Source organism: Salinihabitans flavidus (genome assembly GCF_900110425.1).
GTDB lineage: Bacteria > Pseudomonadota > Alphaproteobacteria > Rhodobacterales > Rhodobacteraceae > Salinihabitans > Salinihabitans flavidus.
Map to the genome: position 1 here is coordinate 1 of NZ_FODS01000001.1, position 15,724 is coordinate 15,724.

17 protein-coding genes are annotated in these 15,724 nt (G+C 60.5%); 9 read left to right on the forward strand and 8 right to left on the reverse strand.

Annotated elements, in window-relative coordinates; genetic code table 11:
- From BMW66_RS00005 to lpdA, 4 genes are all read left to right on the forward strand, one after another.
- Positions 1-354, forward strand: a 354-nt coding sequence (locus BMW66_RS00005) for an integrase core domain-containing protein (RefSeq protein WP_139196094.1), incomplete at its 5' end; no start/stop codon positions are given.
- A 22-nt stretch (positions 355-376) separates the two neighbouring features.
- Complete coding sequence (locus BMW66_RS19950) at positions 377-583, forward strand: hypothetical protein (RefSeq protein WP_217639275.1); 207 nt, start codon at positions 377-379, stop codon at positions 581-583.
- 4 nt (positions 584-587) lie between these two features.
- Positions 588-998: an MAPEG family protein gene (locus tag BMW66_RS00010; RefSeq protein ID WP_093114584.1), complete on the forward strand. Its 411-nt coding sequence runs from the start codon at positions 588-590 to the stop codon at positions 996-998.
- A gap of 149 nt (positions 999-1,147) precedes the next feature.
- Complete coding sequence (gene lpdA, locus BMW66_RS00015) at positions 1,148-2,536, forward strand: dihydrolipoyl dehydrogenase (RefSeq protein WP_093114585.1); 1,389 nt, start codon at positions 1,148-1,150, stop codon at positions 2,534-2,536.
- A 94-nt stretch (positions 2,537-2,630) separates the two neighbouring features.
- Here lpdA and BMW66_RS00020 read toward each other — a convergent pair whose 3' ends face one another.
- The gene (locus BMW66_RS00020; protein WP_093114586.1) at positions 2,631-5,585 is read right to left on the reverse strand and encodes a hypothetical protein; all 2,955 of its coding nucleotides are present in this window, start codon (positions 5,583-5,585) and stop codon (positions 2,631-2,633) included.
- Between the two features lie 148 nt (positions 5,586-5,733).
- Between BMW66_RS00020 and BMW66_RS00025 the strand changes: the two genes are divergently transcribed.
- From BMW66_RS00025 to katG, 3 genes are all read left to right on the forward strand, one after another.
- Positions 5,734-6,666 carry a LysR family transcriptional regulator gene (locus BMW66_RS00025; protein ID WP_093114587.1) on the forward strand — a complete coding sequence of 311 codons (933 nt, stop codon included), beginning with the start codon at positions 5,734-5,736 and terminating at the stop codon, positions 6,664-6,666.
- A gap of 74 nt (positions 6,667-6,740) precedes the next feature.
- Positions 6,741-7,157, forward strand: coding sequence for a PaaI family thioesterase (locus BMW66_RS00030; protein WP_093114928.1), 417 nt, complete (start codon positions 6,741-6,743; stop codon positions 7,155-7,157).
- A 328-nt stretch (positions 7,158-7,485) separates the two neighbouring features.
- On the forward strand, positions 7,486-9,693 hold the full coding sequence (katG, locus tag BMW66_RS00035; RefSeq protein ID WP_093114929.1) for a catalase/peroxidase HPI: 2,208 nt from the start codon (positions 7,486-7,488) through the stop codon (positions 9,691-9,693).
- 260 nt (positions 9,694-9,953) lie between these two features.
- On the opposite strand, the gene BMW66_RS00040 is transcribed toward katG, so the two are convergent.
- The 5 genes from BMW66_RS00040 to BMW66_RS00060 all read right to left on the reverse strand — a co-directional run bounded on the left by BMW66_RS00040 (position 9,954) and on the right by BMW66_RS00060 (position 12,517).
- Positions 9,954-10,511: a F0F1 ATP synthase subunit B gene (locus BMW66_RS00040; protein ID WP_093114588.1), complete on the reverse strand. Its 558-nt coding sequence runs from the start codon at positions 10,509-10,511 to the stop codon at positions 9,954-9,956.
- Between the two features lie 5 nt (positions 10,512-10,516).
- Complete coding sequence (locus tag BMW66_RS00045) at positions 10,517-11,062, reverse strand: F0F1 ATP synthase subunit B' (protein WP_093114589.1); 546 nt, start codon at positions 11,060-11,062, stop codon at positions 10,517-10,519.
- Between the two features lie 78 nt (positions 11,063-11,140).
- Entirely contained in the window at positions 11,141-11,365 is a 225-nt protein-coding gene (locus BMW66_RS00050; protein ID WP_093114590.1) for a F0F1 ATP synthase subunit C, read from the reverse strand.
- A 54-nt stretch (positions 11,366-11,419) separates the two neighbouring features.
- The gene (locus BMW66_RS00055; RefSeq protein WP_093114930.1) at positions 11,420-12,127 is read right to left on the reverse strand and encodes a F0F1 ATP synthase subunit A; all 708 of its coding nucleotides are present in this window, start codon (positions 12,125-12,127) and stop codon (positions 11,420-11,422) included.
- A gap of 60 nt (positions 12,128-12,187) precedes the next feature.
- Positions 12,188-12,517: an AtpZ/AtpI family protein gene (locus BMW66_RS00060; protein WP_093114591.1), complete on the reverse strand. Its 330-nt coding sequence runs from the start codon at positions 12,515-12,517 to the stop codon at positions 12,188-12,190.
- Positions 12,518-12,746: 229 nt separating this feature from the next.
- On the opposite strand from BMW66_RS00060, the gene BMW66_RS00065 reads away from it, so the two are divergent.
- The gene (locus BMW66_RS00065; protein WP_093114931.1) at positions 12,747-13,094 is read left to right on the forward strand and encodes an ArsR/SmtB family transcription factor; all 348 of its coding nucleotides are present in this window, start codon (positions 12,747-12,749) and stop codon (positions 13,092-13,094) included.
- Here the strand turns inward: BMW66_RS00065 and BMW66_RS00070 are convergent.
- Together BMW66_RS00070 and BMW66_RS00075 are read right to left on the reverse strand one after the other, a co-directional pair.
- Positions 13,021-13,959 carry a DMT family transporter gene (locus BMW66_RS00070; RefSeq protein ID WP_093114592.1) on the reverse strand — a complete coding sequence of 313 codons (939 nt, stop codon included), beginning with the start codon at positions 13,957-13,959 and terminating at the stop codon, positions 13,021-13,023. The two genes, BMW66_RS00065 and BMW66_RS00070, sit on opposite strands and share 74 nt — an antisense overlap.
- On the reverse strand, positions 13,956-14,837 hold the full coding sequence (locus BMW66_RS00075; RefSeq protein ID WP_093114932.1) for a LysR family transcriptional regulator: 882 nt from the start codon (positions 14,835-14,837) through the stop codon (positions 13,956-13,958). The genes BMW66_RS00070 and BMW66_RS00075 overlap by 4 nt, the downstream gene beginning before the upstream one ends.
- A 124-nt stretch (positions 14,838-14,961) precedes the next feature.
- Between BMW66_RS00075 and BMW66_RS00080 the strand changes: the two genes are divergently transcribed.
- Positions 14,962-15,552, forward strand: a complete 591-nt coding sequence (locus BMW66_RS00080) for an FMN-dependent NADH-azoreductase (protein WP_093114933.1) — start codon at positions 14,962-14,964, stop codon at positions 15,550-15,552.
- Positions 15,553-15,724 lie beyond the last annotated feature (172 nt).

The following is a 15,724-nucleotide window of genomic DNA, read 5'->3' on the forward strand; positions in this document are numbered from 1 at the left end:
ACCGACAGGCTCTTCGGCCTGCGAAAACGCGCCGCCACTGGAAACCACGAGTTCGACCGGCTCTGCGCCGATCTCGGTATCGAGCACCGCCTTGCCCCACCGATGCGGCCACAGACCAACGGAATGGTGGAGCGCTTCAACGGCCGGATCGAAGATGTCCTGCAGAGCCACCGGTTCCGCAGCGGAGAAGACCTGGAACAGACCATCCTTCGCTATGTCCGGCTCTATAATGGCCAGCTCCCGCAATCAGTGCTCAAGGGCCGAACGCCCATCGACGCGCTCAAGGACTGGCATCGCCAGAAACCAGAAATCTTCAAGAAACGACCGTATAATCACGCGGGATGTGACAATTAGATATCGAGAGATTAGCCGGGAGTTGGCCAATGTTGCTGCAGGAACTGTATTTCAACCTGTTTTAACCTCTTACGGCATGAGCGTTTTGGGTCAAAAATTGAGAATCGCGGATGCGGAAATGCAATTGTCGGAAGCGGTTGAAAATGTGAGCGCAGGTCATGCAAGCTATGCTAGAGTTGGGAACTTCACTGGCGGTCTAATAGCAAGTTTTATCAAATCTATCGGCTGACAAAATGACCCCCGAACTCACCGCCCTCACCCTCGCCGCATTGCTTCAGGTGCTTCAGGTCGTTCTCATGGCGATCCCCGCCAACCTTGAACTCGGCCCCGGCAAGACACTCTCGCCGCGCGACGCCGATCGGCCGGGCAAACCGCTGATGGAGCAGGTCTCGCGCCGCACCGCGCGCCTGCATCGGGCAATGACCAATCATTTCGAGGGGCTGATCCTCTTCACCATCGCCTGCGTTGTGGTCACGCTCGCGGACGCCTCGACCCCCTTCACCACGGCCTGCGCCCACACCTACCTTGCGGCCCGCGTTCTCTATGTGCCCGCCTATGCTTTCGGCTGGGTGCCGTGGCGCTCTCTCATCTGGGGGGTGGGGTTTCTCGCCACCGCGCTGATGCTTCTGGCGGCGCTGGCATGACTTCACCATTGTCCAAATACGCCGGGGAAAGCCGCCGCAGCGCGGCGACGGGGGCAGCGCCCCGCCGTCACTTCCCCCTTTCGCCACCGACGTGATACCGACACAATACCGACGTGATACCGACGTCCCAAATCGAAGGAAATTGACCCATGTCCCAATATGACGTCATCATCATCGGCGCGGGCCCCGGCGGCTACGTCTGCGCCATCCGCTGCGCCCAGCTCGGCCTGAAAACCGCCGTGGTCGAGGGGCGCGAAACGCTTGGCGGCACCTGCCTGAACGTGGGCTGCATCCCCTCCAAGGCGCTGTTGCACGCGACCCACCTGCTGCACGAGGCAGAGCACAATTTCGCCGACATGGGGTTGAAGGGAAAATCGCCCTCGGTCGATTGGAAACAGATGCGCGCCTACAAGGACAAGGTCGTTGGTCAGAACACCGGCGGCATTGAATTTCTGTTCAAGAAGAACAAGATAGACTGGATAAGGGGCTGGGCGAGCATTCCCGAGGCGGGCAAGGTGAAGGTCGGGGATGACACCCATACCGCACGTTCCATCGTCATCGCCACCGGCTCCGAGGCGTCGTCGATCCCCAACGTCGAGATTGACGAAAAGGTCGTCGTCTCCTCCACCGGCGCGCTGGAGCTTTCCAAGGTCCCCAAGAAGATGGTGGTGATCGGGGCCGGTGTCATCGGGCTGGAAATGGGCTCGGTTTACGCACGGCTGGGCACCGAAGTGACGGTGGTGGAGTACATGGACGCCATCACCCCGGGAATGGACAAGGATGTTCAGAGATCCTTCCGGAAAATTCTTGAAAAGCAGGGACTTGAGATAATCACCGGCGCCGCCGTTCAATCTGTCGAGGCCCTGAAGACCAAGGCAAAAGTCACCTACAAACCCAAGAAGGGCGATGAAGAGATCACGCTTGACGCCGATGTGGTGCTTGTCGCCACGGGGCGCAGACCCGTGACTGAAGGGCTCGGGCTGGACGCGCTCGGCGTGGAACTGACCGACCGCGGCCAGATTGCCACGGACGGGAAATGGGCCACAAGCGTTGACGGCGTCCACGCCATAGGCGATGTGATCGAAGGTCCGATGCTTGCCCACAAGGCAGAGGATGAAGGCATGGCGCTGGCAGAGGTTCTCGCCGGAAAACATGGCCATGTGAACTACAATGTCATCCCCGGCGTGATCTACACCGCGCCCGAGGTTGCCACCTTGGGCCAGACCGAAGAGATGCTCAAGCAGGAGGGCCGCGCCATCAAGGTTGGCAAGTTTTCCTTCATGGGCAACGCCCGTGCCAAGGCGGTGGCACAGGCCGACGGCTTCGTGAAGATCATCGCCGACAAGGAAACCGACCGCATTCTGGGGGCCGCTATCATCGGCCCCGGAGCCGGCGATCTGATCCACGAGCTTTGCGTGGCGATGGAATTTGGCGCCTCGGCTCAGGACGTGGCGCTGACCTGTCACGCGCATCCAACCTATTCCGAGGCGGTCCGGGAGGCCGCGCTGGCCTGCGGCGACGGCGCGATCCATAGCTGAACCGGAGCGTTCACCCGATTATCCCATCCATGGGGCCGGAGACGGCACCCGCAAGAAACGCCGGGTGCCATGCGCTTGAGTGCATGGCGCCCGGCTAAAAGAAATCCGCGACAGACAGGACAAAATCCGGCTCTTCGGAAAATGAAAAGGTCTCGATCGCAAACATCGACACGCGGGCCTTCGGGGAAACCGCGATCAGACGACGATCCGCGCGGCGGTAGTCGTAGTCTTCGAACCGGCCCGACAGGATCGCATGATCCATGCCCTCTCCTCCATGAAGAAGGTCGTCAGGCCCGCTCGCATATAGCTCGTCATCACCCGGCCCGGCCAGAATGATATCTCGTTTCGGGGTGCCCACGATGCGGTCGGGACCGTCCGTGCCGTGCATCAATGCGCCATGAGTGAACGTATCCGGCGCGCGGGTTTCCCACCAGGCAGAGGTCTCGCGGTTGTACGCCATGAGCACGCCATGGCGCGGGTTTTCATCCCCGAGGTGGCGCAAGGCGCCCCAGCTTCCGAATTTGCTGGGGCGCGCCACGTCCACAAATGCGTTGAAAAGCGTCCCGCCCGCCTCGCGCCAGCCCTTCAGCAGTTCGGCGTATATCGCAGCCATCTCGTCAGTGTAGTTGAGGTGCTGAAAAAACTCCGAAAGCGTCGCGCTATCGCCCCAGGCACCATGACCGAGCACATGAGTGCCGCCCTCATACATCACAAGCTGCAACCCGCGCGCCCTTGCCGTGCGCGCATGGTAGGGCCAACTTGAAAGAATGAGCTCCCGAACAGAGCCTTCGCGGAGCAGTTTCGCGACCTTGGGCACCACGGAGGCAAAACGCCGCTCTTCGACATAGAGATCAAGCACCCGGTGTTCCAGCCCTTCAGCACGGCCCGCGTCACGCAGTGCCCCCTCTTCCTCGGACAGCCAGTCGAGGATCTGCGGCGCGTGATCATCTCCGCCCAGTTCCCTACCGAAATAGCCGGTCACGGCATAGGCATCAAACGCCTCTGCGGGGGCGCCATTTCCCGGCGCCTCGGCCTGCCAGAGCGGCGCGTCAAGCATCCCAGATTCCAGCCCAGGCCAGCCGGAATGAACCCCAAGAACCCGTATCAGACGTTCCTCTGCCGCTTCGCCATAGACGTCCGACCACAGCCTCATGGTGCGGGCTGCGCGCATACCTGCATACTGCACCCATGCATCGGGTGCCGCGCCCTCCCCCCAACGTTCGGCAGCCTGAGTATTGGCCCATTGCGCCTGCGGAAAGATGAAATTCCACAGCTCGTTGGAATATTCGACATATGTCTTGAGCTTGGGGTCAAGGCTATCGCGCACATAATCCGCAAAGCGGCGCACAAAGTCATCGTCGGCCAGATGTGGCATACAGAACCATGGATCGGCACCAACGAGATTGGCCAGCCGGACCATGACCTCCACCGGGACACCGCGCCGCTTGTAGGTGTAGTCGGCGGTCGTCGGACGATCCTCCCACCCCTTCACCGAGGAGCCATTGGTCTGCATCCAGTCCATGAACCGCAGCGAGCGCAGATCTGCGATCTTTTCGATCCAACGCGGGTTGAACTCCGCTCCCGCCTCGAAAAGCGGTATCTGATCTTCATGGAGGATACGAATGTTGCGGATGTAATCGCCGGTGCCTTCAGGGTCGGTGGTGCGGATCGCGACCGCCACTGCCCCTTCTCCGGGCTGATACTCAAACCAATGTTCGCCGTCTTCACGACTGATGGTACGTCCACGTCCGCCTACCGCAATATCGCCCGTGCCCTCATAGGTCATGCGGTAGCGTCCAGCGAGTCCGGGCTCTTCTGGAAGCTGATCTGTCAGAATCAGTGCCTCCACCCGGTCAACCCGCTCTGGAATTGACCGCAGCCAACCGTTCTCATCCAGATGCCCGCCCTCGGAAAGCTCCTGAGTGGAAACGCCTCCCCATCGCCCCGGCAGGTGGCCAATCCATGTGCGCGCACTCTTCATTCGATCGAGAAAGGGGTGCTGAACCGACCAGTCAGTGATCCCGTTCAATCCCATCGCCAAGGGTGGGTTGCGCAGGCCCAATGCGGGTTCCGCGGCCTCATCATGGGATGCGGCGTTGTTCTTCCGCGCCGTTTCGGTCGCGGCAGGGACTGTCGTGGCGCGGGCGCTGTCGGATATCGAATACACATCGGCGATGACTTGGCGCAAGGCCGCGTAATTGTCCCGAACCTTTGCGTGGATCGTGTCCGGTAAGGTCAATTCGGCGGGAGGGGCTTCATCAAACAGTCCCGCATAAGAGATCAAAGCGGCCAGGAAGTAGAGAGTCGGCGTGCCATGCGGTGCATTGTCGGTATAAAGCGCTTCGGGCGGAAGGTTCTCCAGCATCCCGCCTTGACCCAGAAACCCGGCCAGAGTTCTGGCCACCGGCAGAAGCGTAACCCGGTATCCGGGACGGGCTGCGCGAATTCGGTCACGATATTCAACATACCAGTCATGATACTCGCCCACGTTAAAGGTATAATAGCGTCGCAAGGCGCGGGCGTTCGGCGGAAACCGCTGTGAGAACGCCCCCAAGTCGGACCAACCCTCGTAGATCACGAAGCGCGGGACGTTTTCACTTTCCGCGGCGACCCAGTCAAAAAGCGAAAGCGTGGCAGAGAGTGGCGACGCCCCGTCGGGCTTCTCCCCATCATAGGGACGGTCGGCAGCCCTGTTCTGTATGAAATTGGCCGGGTTGATCATGATCGTGTCATATCCGACCTGCCCGAATGTCCGATACGAGCGCGTCCAGGCCCGCGGGGTGCCTGAGTAGGTCCAGTTCGCGGGCGGAGGCAGATCGGCAGCGAAATTGCGCAGGAACCCCCAATGTCCATCCACTCGGTAGTCATGTCCGGCGGTCTGGGCAAGAACGCCGATCCAATGCGGCACCGTCGTCTCGTCAGTGTCGGTATCGTGGTGAATCAGACTGTTGCCGAAAATATAGCTTCGAACTTCCTTCGCAGGAGCCTCCAGTGGAAGCATCACCAGCGCGAGCCCCCCAATCCAGCCGCGTACTGATGCAAATGCCATACCGCCCTCTTAAATCATGCTCTTGGTCGATAGTATGAGGGCAGACGTTGCGAGGGGAAAGGGGTGGCGGATTCTTCCTTCCGGGCATGGTCAGGCCGGTTGTCATGAAATACCCTGAACGCGTCCCGCCAGCAGTATGGATAATGGTATGCTTAACTCCCGCCAGCTTCGTTATTTCGCTGCAATATTCGAGCAGGGTTCGCTCACGAAAGCGGCCAGTTACCTTCGGGTCGCGGGATCGGCGCTGAGCCATCATCTTTCTCAGCTTGAGGCGGAGCTTGGCACAACCCTGTTCGAACGCAAACCGCGCGGGATGCAGGCCACCGCCGCCGGTCTGAGGTTATATGATCACGCAAGGCTGATCCTGCGGGCAATGGATTCCGCCGAAACGGACCTGCGCGCCGCCGGGGAGAACATCAGCGGCACCGTGGCGGTCGGCATGTCCTTTTCAGCGGTCAAGGCGATCGGTGTCGAATTCGTGCGGCGCGTGATGACAGATTTTCCGGATGTACAACTCGTCCTGAGCGAAAGCCTGTCGGGCGCGGCGCTGCCGCACCTGATGGCCTCTGATATCGACATGGCACTGGTCTACAACCCGCCTGAGGATTCCTCTCTGCGGGCGGTGCCGGTTCTGGAAGAGCGCATGGTTTGTGTCGGAAGTCCGCAGATTATCGGTGACACCGAGGCCCCGATCACATTCGAAAAACTGCTCGAACTGCCGATCATCCTGCTGCGTCAGGGGGTATCGGCCCGCGCTATCATGGACGATGTTACCCTGTTGAAGAAGATCGAAGCGCGGGCACGTTTGCAAATGAACTCCGTTCAGGCCATCGCGGGCGCGCTGGAGGCGCAGCTTGGATGCGTTATCGGCACCCGTCTGTTCATGCAGGATCAGCTTGCCGCCGGTGTGGTCAACGCACGACCCATCATTGAGCCGGAACTATCCAGAACCCTCTATTTGTGCCATCTGTCCTCTCGTCCGCCGACCTTCGCCACGGAAACGATCCGCGATGTTCTGCTTGAGCTTGTCCGGCAGTCAGTCAACAACGGACACTGGGATGCGCGCCTGATCGCGTCGTGAAAACAGGAACGCCGCGCAGGTTTCCACCGCAACGCTCTGCGGCAATACTATAGCCCCAATTGTTCGAGGCCGATATGACCGACCAACCCCGCATCTCTGAAATCGCATACGATCAACCGCCTTTCGCCCGACTTATCGGGCTGACCGTCACAAGTGCCAGTCCCGACCGGGTGGAAGCTGCACTCGTCGTGACCGAGCCCTTGACCAACCGCAACGGGACACTGCATGGCGGGGCCATCATGGCGCTGGCCGACAACCTTGGAGGCACTGCCACCTTTCTTAATCTGGCGGACGGGGAAGGTACTTCCACCCTTGAAAGCAAGACGAACTTCTTTCGTCCAGTCGCCCTTGGGGATACCGCAAATGCCGTCGCGGTGCCCCTTCACAAGGGCCGCAGCACGATGGTCTGGCAAACCACGGTAACCCGAAGCGACGGAAAAATTGCTGCGATCGTTCTCCAGACTCAGATGGTCCTGCGGCCGCGTGATTGATCCGGCCCCACCACGTTCCAGCTTCCCACTTCGGGTGCATCTGTCGTCTTCGTGGGCCCGCTCATAAGAAAACCCTATTATCTTGATCAGAAGATTCAACTTACCATTATCACTCGAGTTTGATAGGTCAGAATAGAGGATGAAGAGGGGGAGGAGTCGTCAGTGTCACGTCGATTCTGTGTTCTGCAAAACAGCGTTGCTCAGAGGACAGACACGAAGACCTTCACCCATTCGGGCCCGACGCGATTCAGGGTCACCATCTCGCAGATCAGTCATGACCAATGCCGCAAGGCAATGTCACTCAACACAGCCAGAATCGGAGAAAATGATGGACGGAAATGATGCCGGGAAATGCCCAGTGATGCATGGGGCAACAAATATTGGTGTCAGGACGAATCGCGACTGGTGGCCTGAGCAGTTGAACCTCAAGATCCTGCACCAGAACTCTGCGCTTTGCGATCCAATGAATGCGGATTTCAACTATGCCGAAGAGTTCAAGAAACTCGATCTCGAGGCGTTGAAAAGAGATCTCTACGCTCTGATGACCGACAGCCAAGACTGGTGGCCCGCCGACTATGGCCACTACGGCGGTCTGTTCATCCGTATGGCATGGCACAGCGCGGGCACTTACCGCACGGCAGACGGTCGTGGTGGCGCCGGCTCGGGTTCGCAGCGGTTTGCGCCACTCAACAGTTGGCCCGACAACGCCAATCTAGACAAGGCGCGGCGTCTTCTGTGGCCGATCAAGCAGAAGTACGGCAACAAGATTTCCTGGGCGGACCTGCTGATTCTTGCCGGCAACTGCGCACTGGAATCGATGGGTTTCAAGACTTTCGGGTTTGGCGGCGGACGTGCCGACATCTGGGAGCCGGAGGAAGACATCTATTGGGGCGCCGAGGACGAATGGCTCGCTACAAGCGACAATCCAAAAAGCCGTTATTCGGGCGACAGGGAGCTTGAGAATCCCCTGGCCGCCGTTCAGATGGGCCTCATCTACGTCAACCCGGAAGGCCCTGACGGCGAACCTGATCCCCTGAAATCGGCTCATGACATCCGCGTCACGTTCGAGCGTATGGCGATGAACGACTATGAAACCGTCGCGCTTACGGCCGGCGGGCACACCTTCGGCAAGACCCACGGTGCGGGCGACGCCGCGCACGTCGGCCCGGACCCGGAGGCTGCCCCGATCGAACAGCAGGGCCTTGGCTGGATCAGTTCCTATGGCAGCGGCAAGGGCCGCGATGCCATCACCAGCGGGCTGGAAGGCGCATGGACCGCGAACCCGATCAAATGGGACATGGGCTATTTCGACGTGCTCTTCAAATACGATTGGGAACTGACCAAGAGCCCGGCAGGCGCGTGGCAGTGGACACCCAAGAATATCGAAGAATCCGACATGGCCCCCGATCCGGAGGATCCCTCGAAAAAGGTCCCGATCATGATGTCCACCGCCGACATGGCGATGAAGATGGATCCGGACTACGCGAAGATTTCGCGCCACTTCCATGAGAACCCCGAGGAATTCGCCGACGCCTTCGCGCGGGCCTGGTTCAAGCTGACCCACCGCGACATGGGCCCCAAATCCCGCTATCTCGGCACTGAAGTTCCCGCCGAAGACCTGATCTGGCAGGATCCGGTGCCTGAAGTGGATCATCCCCTTGTCGACGACGCCGACGTCGCGGATCTGAAAGAGAAGATCCTCGGCTCCGGCCTGACGGTTTCGGAACTGGTTGAGACGGCATGGGCGTCCGCCTCGACCTTCCGCGGGTCGGACAAACGCGGCGGGGCCAACGGTGCCCGCATCCGGCTTGAACCTCAGAGGAACTGGGAGGTGAACCAGCCCGATCAGTTGAGCAAGGTTCTGGATACACTCGAAGGCATCCAGTCGGCCTTCAACAAGGCTGCATCGGGTGGCAAGAAGGTCTCTCTGGCCGATCTGATCATTCTGGGCGGTTGCGCTGCCGTGGAAAAGGCCGCGAAGGATGCCGGTCAACCCGTTGAGGTGCCCTTCGCGCCGGGCCGCACGGACGCCACACAGGACCAGACGGATGCAGAAGCATTCGAGATGATGGAACCGGAAGCAGACGGTTTCCGCAACTACGCGCGCGGCGCCTACACTGTCTCGCCAGAAGAGATGCTTATCGACCGGGCACAACTTCTGACCCTTACAGCACCGGAAATGACGGTTCTTGTCGGCGGATTGCGGGTTCTGGGCGCAAACTACAAGCAGTCCCCGCACGGGGTTCTCACAGACCGGCCCGGAACGCTCAGCAACGACTTCTTCGTCAACCTGCTCGACATGGCAACGGAATGGTCCCCCGCCTCCGACAAGGAGGACGTGTTCGAACTCCACGATCGCGCCAGCGGCAAGTCGAAATGGACCGGTACGCGCGTCGACCTGATCTTCGGGTCAAACTCGCAGCTTCGTGCAGTGGCAGAGGTCTATGCGCAGAGCGATGCAAAGGAAAAATTCGTGCGTGACTTCGTTGCCGCGTGGACAAAGGTGATGAACGCGGATCGTTTCGACCTCGCCTGATGTTTGTGCGGTCAGGGCGCGCGTAGGTTTATCTGCGCTCTTTCAACAAGACGACCATTGCGGCGCTTCGGGCAACCGAGGCGCCGCAATCATTTGTCGGCACGTGTGAAGGTTCATTGCAGTTCGGAACTGCCAACAGACGAAGGCCCGCGGCCAGCCCCCAACAATAGCCCGCCTGTCAGGTTGACGCGTGCCCCATTCCAAACGAAAAAACCCCGGCGCGGGGCCGGGGTCATTCCATCACGCACCTGATGGCGCGATCAATGCATTTTCGCGTCCACATCCGAAATGGCCGCGTCGATGAGCTTGTTCGCTTCGGTTGCGGTCATCTGCTTTGCGATCACCTCTCTGGCCGCGCTGATCGCAACCCCCACGGCCTCATCGCGCACCTCGCGGACAGCGGCGGCCCGGGCCGATGCGATCTGCTCATCTGCGGACGCCATGCGGCGTGCGATCGACTTTTCCAGATCCTCTTTCGCCTGTTCTGCGGCAGTCTCCGCTTCGGCCTTGGCGTGCGCGATAAGGCGCTCGGACTTTTCCTGCACCTCAGCCTGCTTGGCCTCGTAGGAGGCCAGAAGGCTCTGGGCTTCTTCCCTCAGCGCCCGCGCCTCATCGAGTTCCGAGCGAATACCGGCGGCGCGCTTGTCCAGCATACCGCTAAGGATTCCCGGGACCCTGAAATAGACAAGAACCGCGATGAACAGAATGAAGGCCAGCAGCACCACGAAGTCGGTATTGCGCAGCGAGAAGAACGGACCGCTCGCGGCGAATGCCGGCGTGGCTGCGATCAGGGCAAAGAGCGTTACAATCTTGCGCATATCTCTTATCCCTTCATCCGCGTTTCGACGGCGGCCTCTATCGTCTTGGCATCCGCTTTCTTGGTGCCGAAGACCGCAACGATCTCCTGCGCGGTATCCTTGGCAACGGTGCGCACATTCTCGAGCGCGGAGGCGCGGATTTCCTCGATGGCCTTTTCCGATTCCGCAGCTTTCGCGGCGATCTCAGCGTCGGCGTGTCGGGTGGCCTCGTCAAGGTCGGCCTGAATCTCGGCCTTGGCTTCCGCGACGATCCGCTGTGCTTCTGCGCGGGCATCTGCCAGCGCCTTCTCATAAGCCTGTTCCGCCTCCGCAGCCTTGGCCTTCAGTTCATCGGCAGCGGCGATGTCATTGGTGATTGTCCCCTGGCGCTCGGCCAGCACATTCGCAATGCGTGGCAGTGCGATGCGAGACAGGATGAAGTAGATCACGACCAGCGTGACCAGGAGCCAGAAAATCTGGTTGCCAAAGGTCGAAAAATCGAGCTGCGGCATTCCCGGAGCGGATGCAGCTTCGCTTGCCTGACCAGCGACGTCTTGCGTTTCAGTTGCCATATCTTCCTCCGTCGGAACCTGTCATGCCCCGGACGGAGCCTGCAAAAGGCTCCGTCCGGTCGTAAGGAACCGTATGGATCAGACGGCGAACATCAGCAGCAGGGCGACGAGGAACGAGAAGATCCCCAGAGCTTCTGCAAATGCGATGCCGATGAAAAGAGTCGCAGTCTGCGACGCGGCGGCGGACGGGTTGCGCAGGGCACCCGAGAGGAAGTTGCCGGCCACGTTGCCAACCCCGATGGCGGCTGCGCCGGAACCGATTGCTGCGAGGCCTGCGCCGATGTGTGCGAGATCGCCTTCCATGTGATATCTCCTTACGATTTGGAAGTTTCGATGAGTAATGTGCGGGAATGACCCTTAGTGCGAGGGATGCAGCGCATCTTTAAGATACACGCAGGTCAGAATGGTAAAGACATAGGCCTGTATGAAGCACACCAGCACCTCCAGGCCATACATTGCGGTGATTGCCACAACCGAAAGCGGTGAGATCACGGCAAGTCCGGCGAACCCGGCAAACACCTTGATCACGGCGTGGCCGGCCATCATGTTGCCGCCCAGACGAATGGAATGGCTGACCGGGCGGACGAAGTAGGAAATCAACTCGATGATCGCCAGAATCGGGCGCAGCGCCAGTGGCGCGGAGCTGACCCAGAACAGGCCGAGAAAGGCCGACCCGTTCTTCACGAAGCCCAGGATGGTGACGAAGAAGAACACCATAAGCGCCATAACCCCGGTGACGGCGAAATGCGACGTGGTGGTGAAGGCTGTCGGGATCAGGCCAAGAAAGTTCGCGGTCACGATGAACATGAACAGTGTCATGATATAGGGGAAGTACTTCAGACCGTCCTTGCCGGCGACATCCTCGACCATCTTGTAGACGAAGCCATAGGCCAATTCGCCGATCGACTGGCTGCGCGACGGCACGATGGCGCGGCGCGATGTGCCAAGGACCAGAAGGGCAAAGATGGCCAGAATCGACAGCGCCATCCAAAGCGTCACATTGGTCGGCGTGTACCAGTGCACCACATCGCCGCCAAAAAGCGGCTGAATGATGAACTGATCCATCGGGTGGAATTCAAGGCCACCGCCTGCGTTCTCTGCACCTTGCGTGTCGCTTGCCACGGTTCAGTCCCTCTCGTCTCTCTCGGCCTCTTCGGCCTGCTTTCTCGACTGGATTTCCTGCGCGCTGCGGAGCATCGTCTTCACCCCGGCCGCAAGACCCAGCAATGTGAACAGCACAAGGAAGAGCGGGATCGTCCCCAGAAGGCTGTCCAGCCCGTACCCTATGCCAAAACCGATCCCGAGACCGGCCACCAATTCGATCACCATACGCCAGGCGAGATGCGCCTGAGAATAGTGCTCCTCCATGTGGGGTTTCGGTGCCCGGGCCTTCTTGGCCGCCTCGATCCGCTCTTCAAGCTGCGCCAGGCGCTTCTCTTTCTCTGGATCGGTCACGCAAAAGCCCCCTCAGGACGCTGGCGTAGTGCTATGCCGTGGACAGTTCCGAGTCAAGCGTCCCTGATCTTGCTCTGGCCAACCCCTAAGCCTTTGAATACCAGCACATTATCCTGCCGGGCGTGGGGAACAACGATTCCCTGTCGGCCCTGTTGGGCCTGATTCCGGAGGTTGAGCATATTCAACCAAAAGGTTGACCATGGAAGCCGATCCTGCCAATGGACATTCGATGAATACTGACCTCGACATCGCCTTTGCCGCGCTGGCCGACCCAACGCGGCGCGCCATCCTCTCCATGCTGCTGGAGGATGACATGGCCGTGACCGATGTGGCCGATCCTTTCGAGATGTCGTTGGCCGCGATCTCCAAGCATCTGACCATCCTCACCCGCGCCGGGCTCATCAGTCAGGAAAAGCGTGGGCGCGTGAAATGGTGCAAGCTGGAACCCGATGCGCTGCGTGCGGCATCGGTCTGGATGCAGGGCTTCGGGCAGTTCGAGCCGGTCAACCTCGATGCGTTCGAGCGGTTTCTGGAGAGTGAGTTTCGCGATGGGACGCCGGACGATCCTCGTTCTTGAGAAGCAACACGAGGGCCACCACCGTCAGTCCGATTCCGGCAAAAACCAGCGGTCCGGGCGCGCCATGTCCAAGCGCGATCTCCCAGAGCGTCACCCAGCTTGGAATCAGATAGGTATAGGCCATCACCTTGGCCGCCGGCAGGTGCAACGAGGCGAACTGGACACAAACGAAGGACAGCGCCGTGGCGAACACGACCAGATAGGCCAGCGCGATCCAGACGATGCCGGGCAGCGCGGTCCACTCCGTCGCCCGCAACTCTCCCCAGCCCACCAAGGTGAGAACGAGCGCACCGGCGACAATCGTCCCGAACGTGAAGACAATCGCAGGCTCGCCACGGTTCAGGCGCCGCACCAGCGGGATATAAAAGGCATGAGCCACACAGCCCACGAAAAAGATCGCCTCGCCACGTCCGACCTCAAACCGCAGGAACGCGGCGAAATCGGCACGGAATATCACCCAAAGGGCCCCCACTGCCCCGATCGCGAGGGCCAGTGCGATCCGTCGCGTCATTCTTTGGCGCAGGAGCAGATAGCCAAAGCCCGCCGCCAGCACCGGAGTCAGGGTGAAAACAGCGGATGTCGACACCGGGCGCGCGGTTTTCAGCCCTTCGAACATGAGCACGAAATAGATCGAGAACAGACCGCCCAGCAACAGATATCGCCATGGGGCACGCGCCGCCTTTCGTGGCAGGCCCGTCGTGGCCATAGCGGCCCCTGCGATCACGCCCGCCGCAAGCCAGAACCGCACGGCGGTCAGAGCGACCGGCGAGATCTCGTTCGCCGCCAGCGCACCGAGCGAGAACGACCCCGCGACGCTTGCCGACATCAGAAGCATCGCCAGATGCGCGAGCGTCTCGCGCGTCATTTGCACTCCCAATCTTCTGCCGCGGACTTCAGGAACTTCAGAAAGGTCTGAACCTTGGTGGTGCGATGCAGGTCCACATGGGTCACGAGCCAGAGCGGCCCCTGCCAATCCTCCTGCGGCGGCATCACCTCGTGCAGATCCTTGTGCTGATCGGCCAGCCAGAGCGGCAGAAACCCTATCCCGGCCCCGGCCAGAACGGCGTATTCCATCACCCGCGCATCGGTGGCGCGGAACACGACATTCTCGCGCGGCACCTGTTCGTGCAGCCACTTCAGGAATGGCGCCCGCGATTTCGGATCGTCATCCGCGACGAAACGATGCGCGGCGAACGCGTCGGGACCAGAGGGCAGCCCATGCCGTTCCACGTAGGCGGCGCTGGCATAAAGTCCCACGGGAAGAGAGGCCAGCGGTTGCACCACATTGTCGGGCTGTTCCGGCTTCGAGCCCGCGCGCAGGGCCACATGCGCTTCACCATATTCGAGCCGGAACACCCGGTCAGAGGTCAGATAACGCACGACGAGACCGGGATGCACCTCCTGAAACTCCGCCAGAACAGGCGACAGAAGCGGCGACAGGGACGTCAGTGAGGTGACCACAAGCTCACCCGAAACCTCGCTTCCGCGCCCCTTGATCCGCCCTTCAAGCTGTCCGAACTGATCGTCGGTTGCCTGTGCCACCCGCAGCAAGTCGAGCCCGGCCTCTGTCGGAGTGTAGCCGCGTGCGTGGCGTTGAAAAAGCTTCACGCCAAGTTTGCCTTCCAGCGCGTCGATATGCCGGATCACCGTGGCATGATGCACGCCCAACACCTCGGCTGCACCGCTGACCGTGCCAAGTCGGGCCACCTGATAGGCGGTTTTGATCTCATCCCAATTGTCCATGCTCGCAACCATCTATCTGTGCGCCTGCCAACAATTCATGTTCGGATGCTACTGTTGAGTTTGATCAGGCACAAGCCGATGTCAGTCATCACAGACCCCCTCCTTGATTCAGGATGATCAAACCATGACACAGACCCTTCTTCATATCGATGCCTCGGCCCGCCGCCAAGGCTCTGTCACACGCGATCTGACGGCGCGCATTGTCAACGTCCATTCGGATGCGCGGGTCCTGCGCCGCGATCTGGCGGAAACCCCGGTTCCACAGATCGACGAGACCTGGGTGAATGCCAATTTCACCCCCGCCGCCGACCGTACCGAGGCACAGGTCGAAAAGCTGACCGGCTCCGACGCGCTCATCTCGGAACTGCAAGAGGCGGACACCATCGTGATCGGCCTTCCCGTCTATAATTTCGGTCTGCCTGCAGCGCTCAAGGCGTGGATCGACCAGATCGCCCGCGCCGGCGTGACCTTCCGCTATACGGAAACCGGCCCGGAGGGCCTTCTGACCGGCAAGCGCGCGATCATCGCAATGGCCTCCGGCGGAACGGGTGCCGGCTCTGAAATCGACTTTGCCAGTACCTACCTCCAGCACATCCTCGGCTTTATCGGCATCACCGATGTGACCCTCGTGGCCGCCGACCAGCTGGCGATCAACGCGGATGCCAGTCTGAGCAAGGCACAAGGCGCCATCGAGGCTCTGGCACGGGCGGCCTGAAACGAGAGTGCGGCGCCCTCTCCCGCGCATGGGGCGCCGCCATCTCGCACCAAGATGTGGACTTGCGATTGCACGTTCGTCCGGCTTTCGGGGCCGAAAAATCGGTGAGCACATCGCTTCTGGCCGCATCTGCTTGACTCCCCCGGTAACTTGCCTGTAATTCCCGCATCAA